Source organism: Microbispora sp. CSR-4, assembly GCF_008033685.1.
GTDB lineage: Bacteria > Actinomycetota > Actinomycetes > Streptosporangiales > Streptosporangiaceae > Microbispora.
Map to the genome: position 1 here is coordinate 1 of NZ_VJVX01000124.1, position 6,066 is coordinate 6,066.

7 protein-coding genes are annotated in these 6,066 nt (G+C 68.8%); 5 read left to right on the top strand and 2 right to left on the bottom strand.

What is annotated here, in order from left to right:
* Window positions 1–74: 74 nt before the first annotated feature.
* Window positions 75–269 carry a hypothetical protein gene (locus tag FLV34_RS38585; protein WP_147945519.1) on the bottom strand — a complete coding sequence of 65 codons (195 nt, stop codon included), beginning with the start codon at window positions 267–269 and terminating at the stop codon, window positions 75–77.
* Window positions 270–395: 126 nt separating this feature from the next.
* Window positions 396–1,043 (bottom strand): DUF2637 domain-containing protein, encoded by a 648-nt coding sequence (locus tag FLV34_RS38590; RefSeq protein ID WP_147945523.1) that lies wholly within the window; start codon window positions 1,041–1,043, stop codon window positions 396–398.
* Window positions 1,044–1,374: 331 nt separating this feature from the next.
* Between FLV34_RS38590 and FLV34_RS38595 the strand changes: the two genes are divergently transcribed.
* The 5 genes from FLV34_RS38595 (at window position 1,375) to lgt (ending at window position 5,783) form a co-directional block, all read left to right on the top strand.
* Window positions 1,375–1,905 carry a GNAT family N-acetyltransferase gene (locus FLV34_RS38595; protein WP_142652361.1) on the top strand — a complete coding sequence of 177 codons (531 nt, stop codon included), beginning with the start codon at window positions 1,375–1,377 and terminating at the stop codon, window positions 1,903–1,905.
* Window positions 1,902–2,396: a hypothetical protein gene (locus FLV34_RS38600; protein WP_147945520.1), complete on the top strand. Its 495-nt coding sequence runs from the start codon at window positions 1,902–1,904 to the stop codon at window positions 2,394–2,396. The genes FLV34_RS38595 and FLV34_RS38600 overlap by 4 nt, the downstream gene beginning before the upstream one ends.
* A gap of 472 nt (window positions 2,397–2,868) precedes the next feature.
* Window positions 2,869–4,035: an RNA ligase RtcB family protein gene (locus FLV34_RS38605; protein WP_147945521.1), complete on the top strand. Its 1,167-nt coding sequence runs from the start codon at window positions 2,869–2,871 to the stop codon at window positions 4,033–4,035.
* Window positions 4,032–4,730 (top strand): peptide chain release factor H, encoded by a 699-nt coding sequence (gene prfH, locus FLV34_RS38610; protein WP_142652355.1) that lies wholly within the window; start codon window positions 4,032–4,034, stop codon window positions 4,728–4,730. Before FLV34_RS38605 ends, prfH begins: the two co-directional genes overlap by 4 nt.
* Before the next feature lie 162 nt (window positions 4,731–4,892).
* A complete protein-coding gene (gene lgt, locus FLV34_RS38615) occupies window positions 4,893–5,783 on the top strand; it encodes a prolipoprotein diacylglyceryl transferase (protein WP_147945522.1) in 891 nt (296 codons plus the stop codon).
* The last annotated feature ends 283 nt before the right edge of the window (window positions 5,784–6,066 follow it).

Consider the following 6,066-nt stretch of genomic DNA (forward strand, 5'->3'; position numbering starts at 1 on the left):
TGCGGACAGGACTCTCGACAAGCCCAATCCTCCCAGCTCAAAGGCACTTTTCTCATGTAAACGATCAAGCCCGCTCAAATTCGTCGCGAAAGCCCGAGGTTAGTTAGGCCGAGGCTGGCGAGGCTCCAGGCCAGAAGACCACCAGGGGAGCCGTACCGGTTAGCCAGCAGGATGGACATCGAAGCAACGACGATCAGGTCGTCGACGGCGAGTGTGATGAGCACCGCTGCCAAGCGCTCCTTACCACGGCGCAGGCAGAGTTCGTGCATCTACTGAACGAGACGGACCGCCGCGATCAGCGCCCGTAGCGCGACACCTGCAACCGCCGTACACCGGATGCGATGCACAGCCAGGAGAGATCGGGTTTCCACAACCGCTCTATCCGCTCCTATGGCTCAGTCAAGCTCGCCGGCCATGCCCAACTTCTTCACCCAGCGTCCCCAGCGTGGACTGCGGGCGAAGTGAGCGGCTATGACCTGGCCCGATGGCAGGGTGCCGTCAGGACGGCTGTTGGCCTGAGCCCATTGCCAGGCCGTTCGACGAAGGTCTTGAACTCGATCTCGCGGCCCTCTCTGATCTGCGACCGACCCTTCTGGAGCCTGAGTCACACGCTGACCATCTGAGATGGCTTCGACGACCGCACGCAACTCGCGGCTCTGCCTGATCTGGCCCATAAGCATCTCGTAGGCACCGATCAAGGCGAACGACGGCCAGGCCGCGATGATGCGCGCGATCAATGTCGGCTCGGCGACGGCGACGTTGGCGCCGAGGCTCGCCAGACTGCCAACGATCAGAAGGCCCCAGGGCAGCACTCCCCCACGGCTGCCATAACGGCTGGCGAGCAGGATCGACATCGACGAGGCCACGATCATGCCATCCACCGCCAACGGCACGAGGGCCGCTCCCAGCTCGCTTTCGCCCTGCCGCAACGCCAGCTCATGCATGTGTCGGTACGAGACGACCGCGGCGATCACGGCCAGCAGGCTCACGGATGCGGTCGTCGTCCAACGAATGCAGGCATCCACCCGGGAGCAGGGACTCATCACGCCCCGCCTCCCTTGGCCACCTCGGCGCGGGCTTCGACGACGAGACGGCCCGAGGAAACCGCAGGTGAGAGCGCCGTAGATTTGCGTCGTGCCTGGCCGGGGGCACCTAGTTGGCCTTGTCATTTGCTGCCTGACCTGGGACTTCTCTCCCACTATGGCTTCCGCCGGAGTGCAGCCGTAGGCCGCCGAGAGCAGTCCTGGATCACCGCGGTGTGACCCGGCCGGCATCGGCACTACAGACCGCGACGAACCGTTACAGGCAATGGCTCACTGCCTTCCGGATAAGGCGTGTGCGGTCTTGTCGCCGCGCGTGATACTCCTCCCTCCTATGAACGACCTTGTGACAGCGCGGCTCGAGCTTCATCCGATGACCGTTGGCGAAGCTGAGCGGGTGCTGGCGGTTGAGTCGGACAGCAGTGACCGATGGGCGCCCGGATACCCCACCGAGGGGGACATGTACGCCGCCAAGCGCTTCCTGGACACCTGTGCGGTCACCGGTGATCCCCAGCCGTTCGGCAACTACGAAATCCGTAGACGCGAGGACGGTCAGGCGATCGGCGGTGTGGGCTTCCACGGACCTGCGGACGAGAACGGCAGCGTCACGATCGGCTACGGCCTCATCCCGTCGGCACGAGGCCAGGGGTACGCTTCCGAAGCCCTTCGGGAAATACTGCTGTTCGCGCGGGCACGCGGCATCACCTGCGTGAAAGGCGACGCCGACCACGGCAACGTCGCGTCCCAGCACGTCATGATGGCAGTCGGCATGCGGCCGACCGGACAAGACGAACGCGTCAGATACTTCGAAATCGCCTGGACCGACACGACGGCGAATGCCGACCTGGGCTCCTACAAGCCATGACCTTGCTCGTGCACCTCACCCCGGCCAAGAACATCCGCTCGATCCGGCGCGCGGGCATCCGCGCCGTCAGCGTGGGGCGGACCGATGCGACAGGCGTCTACTGCCTGCCGGTGCTGCCCTCCTACCAGAACACCTATCAATGGGGCCGTGAGCTGCGGCGTGGCGGTCAGCGCACTCTCGTCGCCGTCCACTTCCGCATTCCGGATGACGAGCCGGTGCTGGTGGGCCACTACAACACCCGGCCGGTCGAACTCGCCAGCGCCGCAGCCGCCGCTCTGATCGCCGGACAACAGGACGCCCGCGGATACGAACTCCTGGTCCCGCGGCCGATCCAGGCCGGCGAGATCCACCGCATCAGAGGCGTGAACCAGGTGACCGGGTGGCGCTACATGCCCAACGCACACGGCAGGCCGCCCTGCGCCTGCCCGATCTGCAACCCTCGTGGAGCGTACGGCGCAGCCAAGATCCGTAAAGCGTTCGACGAGGCGTGACGATTCGGGCTGTCAGCAAGCCGGCTCTCGCCGCTCCAGGGCGGATTCGTTGGTCGGGGAGCCGCACTGGTCGCGTTCGGTCGCCTCGTCGACCGCGCAGGAGTGATGAGCGACCAGACGGCCGAGGCGCTCGTCGGCACCGCTGCCCGACGAAGCGGAACTTTGCCGACTGGACGAAGCATCCCGCAACGCCGTTCGCCAGGCGTTCGCGAGCTGGAGCACGCAGGGCTGATCACCTCAAAGTGGGCCCCTCTGATGCGAATCCTGCCGAGGAGGCCCTGCGGGCGTCCCGCGCGCGGCCATGCGCGGGCCGGACGGCTGAAAATCAGTTGTCTGGCATGGCGGGGCTCGGAGAATCTGGTGCGCATGAGGCTCTGACGGACAGCGTTCCCCGCGACTTCAACGATGACACGGCGCCGGCTCGCGCCGTGATGCCGCCTGTCCATGCCCTGTTTCAGCGAAGAGAGCGTCTTTGTCTCACCACCACTCCAGGCCGGCCGTAGGGTCGGCCACCGTCACCGTGTTCGCCTCCCCCACCAGCTGGATCGAATCCGATGCCCTGGCGCAGTGTGACCAGGTGGCCGGCCTCGACGGCATGAAGCACGTCGCCGCCATGCCGGACCTGCATCCCGGCAAGGGCGCTCCCATCGGCGCCGCCATGGCCTCGACCGTCTTGTATCCGTTCCTGGTGGGCTCCGACATCGGTTGTGGCATCGCCGTGTTCCCCGTTTCGCTCAAGCGCGCCGTACCCGAGAAGCTCGCCTCCCGGTTTCCCGACCTCGACCGCGCGCTGGACCCTGATCGGGATGCCGACGACCCGGCCTGGGCCGTGGTGAAGGGCGACATTCCCGCCGGTCACCTTGAGGGCCTCGGGACGGTCGGCCGGGGCAACCACTTCGTTGAGCTGGCGCGCATCGGGACCGTCTCCGAACCCGGCCACGCGAGCCGGCTCGGGCTCTCCGCCGGTGACCTGGTCCTCATCGTCCACAGTGGCTCCCGCGGCCTGGGTGAGCAGATCCTGCGGGCGCACACCGAGCTTCACGGCGCGGGCCCCGCCCCTGATCCCGGCGCCTACCTGGCGATGCATGACGCCGCCGTACGGTGGGGGTCGCTCAACCGGCGGCTGCTGGCCGCCCGAGTCGCCCATGCGCTGGGGTTCGAACCCACCGAGCCGATCGTCGACCAGTGCCACAACCTGGTCGAGATCCGCGACGGGATCTACCTGCACCGCAAGGGTGCGGCACCGGGCGACGGCCGCGACGTGCTCATCGCCGGCACGCGAGGCACCCCTTCCTATCTCGTGGCCGCCCACGCCGGGCCGCACGCCAACTGGTCCGTGGCACACGGCGCGGGCCGCAAGATGTCCCGTACGGACGCTTTGCGCCGGGGCCGGGCCAAGCACACGGTCGAGGAACTGCGCCGTACGCCGGTGGGATCGCTGGTGGTGTGCGGCGACCGCCAGCTCCTCTTCGAAGAGGCGCCGACGGCCTACAAGCGCATCGAGCAGGTCATCGCGGACCTCGTCGGCCACGACCTCGCCACGCCCGTGGCCACCACGATCCCGCTGGTCACCTACAAAACACCCGAACCCCGGAGCGCCCAGCGGGAACAGCGCCGCAAGCGAGGAGGCCGGTCGTGAGCGTGCACCTGCTGCTGTCGGCCGGGCGTGGCCCGCAGGAGTGCGCCTGGGCGCTGGCCCGGTTGCTGCGACGCCTGGAGGCCGACGCCACCCGGCGGAATCTGGAGACCCATCGGGTCCAGGCCGTCCCCGGTGACCGGGCCGGCACCTATCGGTCGGTCCTCATCGAGATCGCGGGAGACGGCGCCGAGGCGTTCGCCGCCTCCTGGACCGGAACGCTGTGCTGGCAGGCCCCCAGCCCATATCGGGCCGGCACCGGCCGGAAGAACTGGTACGTCATCGCCCAGCCGTGCCGGGTCGATACCCCACGCACCGCCTTCCACGAAAGTGACGTGGACGTCGTCGCCTGCCGCACCGGCGGCCCCGGCGGTCAGCATCGCAACAAGGCCAGCACCGCCGTACGGGCCACTCACCGGCCCACCGGGCTCGTCGTCGTGGTCGACACCGAGCGGCAGTTCAGCCTCAACCGCCGCATCGCCGTACGGCTGCTGCGACAGGCCGTCGAGCGCGGTGACGAGGCGGCCGGGCGCGCCGCCGTCACCGCCCGCTGGCGCGTTCACGACGAACTCGTACGCGGCAACCCCACCCGGGTCGAACGCCCGGAGACGTCGAATCAGGACCTGGCCCCGCAGAAGCAGACCCGCCGACGACGGCGTTCCGCCGGACCGCGTCTACCTCCGAAGGCACCGATCTGATCAGGCCCGCGTCGAGGTGAACCTTCAGCTCAGCGGAAAGCCGCTCGAGCATCAAAGCAGGCGCGTACGACAGTTCGCGCGGGCGGCAGGACGTACAAAGGCACCCTTGCGATCGGGTCACGAAGACGGCCGGGCGGCCTCGGGTTGGCTAGCCTCACCGGCATGCCGCTTGCCTCGATTCCCAGCCCTGCCCAAGGGGTCTGGTATCTCGGGTTCATCCCGATCAGGGCCTACGCGTTGTGCTTCATCGTCGCCATCGGCTTCGCCGTCTGGCTGAGCGACCGCCGCTGGCGCGATCGCGGCGGCGAGAAGGGGGCGATCGGCGACATCGCGGTGCCCGGAGTGATCTTCGGCCTGGTCGGTGCCCGCCTCTACCACGTCATCACCGACTGGCAGACCTACTTCGGCCCGCGCGCGGTCAAGGAGCCCTACCAGGCGCTGTTCATCTGGGAGGGCGGGCTCAGCATCTGGGGCGCGGTCGCCCTGGGAGCCGTGGGCGTGTGGCTGGCCTGCCGCCGCCGGGGGTTGTCCCTGAGCGCCGTGGCCGACACGGTCGCGCCCGCCCTCGCGTTCGGGCAGGCGATCGCCCGCTGGGGCAACTGGTTCAACCAGGAGCTGTACGGCGGTCCGACCACGTTGCCGTGGGGCCTGGAGATCGACCAGGCGCACGGCGGCGCGCCGGGCGTGCTCTACCACCCGACGTTCCTGTACGAGTCGCTGTGGGACGCGGCGCTCGGTTTCGCGCTGATCCTGGCCGGCAGGCGGTTCACGCTGCACCACGGCCGCCTGTTCGCCGTCTATGTCGCCGGCTACACGTTCGGGCGGTTCTGGATCGAGGGGCTGCGCATCGACCCGGTGGGCGGCGTCGACCACGCGGCGACGTTCCTGGAACTGCGGATCAACCAGTGGACCTCGCTCGTGCTCTTCGCCGGCGCACTGGTCTATCTCTGGGTGACACGCGGCAAGGACGCCGAACAGGTCGTGGTGCCGGCCGCGCACAAGCCCTCGGACGAGGAGAACGGCGACCGGTCGAGGTCGCCTGACCTGCCGTAAGGCCCTTCGGGCACACGCCGCGCAGCACGCCCGGACGTGCGGGGACGGTGCGTGGGCTCGCCGTATGAGACCGGCGGGCTCGGCCGTGTGCCGAGCCCGCCGACCGGGTTCCGGCCGGTCCCGGTCGCCGATGGCGCTCACCCGGTGGGTTTGCGCGTACGCCGGGAGGCCGGGCGGGTTTCGGGTCAGGGCGTCAGCGCTGCAGGGTCAGCAGGCCGGGCCGGTAGGGCAGCAGGCCGTAGTCGCCGCCGGAGCTGGGGCTGCGGCCCTGGTAGAGCAGCTG

Coding starts and splice junctions, on each gene's coding strand:
- FLV34_RS38600 (WP_147945520.1), top strand. CDS start 1,902: ATGACCTTGCTCGTGCACCTCACCCCGGCCAAGAACATCCGCTCGATC.
- FLV34_RS38590 (WP_147945523.1), bottom strand. CDS start 1,043: ATGAGTCCCTGCTCCCGGGTGGATGCCTGCATTCGTTGGACGACGACC.
- FLV34_RS38595 (WP_142652361.1), top strand. CDS start 1,375: ATGAACGACCTTGTGACAGCGCGGCTCGAGCTTCATCCGATGACCGTT.
- lgt (WP_147945522.1), top strand. CDS start 4,893: ATGCCGCTTGCCTCGATTCCCAGCCCTGCCCAAGGGGTCTGGTATCTC.
- FLV34_RS38585 (WP_147945519.1), bottom strand. CDS start 269: ATGCACGAACTCTGCCTGCGCCGTGGTAAGGAGCGCTTGGCAGCGGTG.